Annotated in this window: 1 protein-coding gene; it reads left to right on the top strand. The window is 65.8% G+C overall.

Going from position 1 to position 202, the window contains the following annotated elements; all coding sequences use genetic code 11:
* Positions 1-202, top strand: a 202-nt coding sequence (locus ACYQ1H_RS15720; protein ID WP_460028972.1) for a transposase, incomplete at both ends; no start/stop codon positions are given.

The raw sequence follows: 202 nt of genomic DNA, 5'->3' as shown, positions 1-202 counted from the left end.
AGACCCGCGGCGTGGCCGACATCCTGATCGCCGTCACCGATGGCCTGAAGGGGATGCCGGAAGCGCTGGCCGCGGTTTTCCCGGCGACCACCCTGCAAACCTGCATCGTGCATCTGATCCGCAACAGCCTCGATGACGCCAGCTGGAAAGATCGCAAGGCGCTGGCGGCGGCGATCAAGCCGATTTACACGGCCCCCAGTGC

The sequence above is a fragment of the Methyloparacoccus murrellii genome (assembly GCF_054657115.1).
Note: the sequence above shows the minus strand (reverse complement) of the source record. Positions and strands in the feature narration are given on the sequence as shown.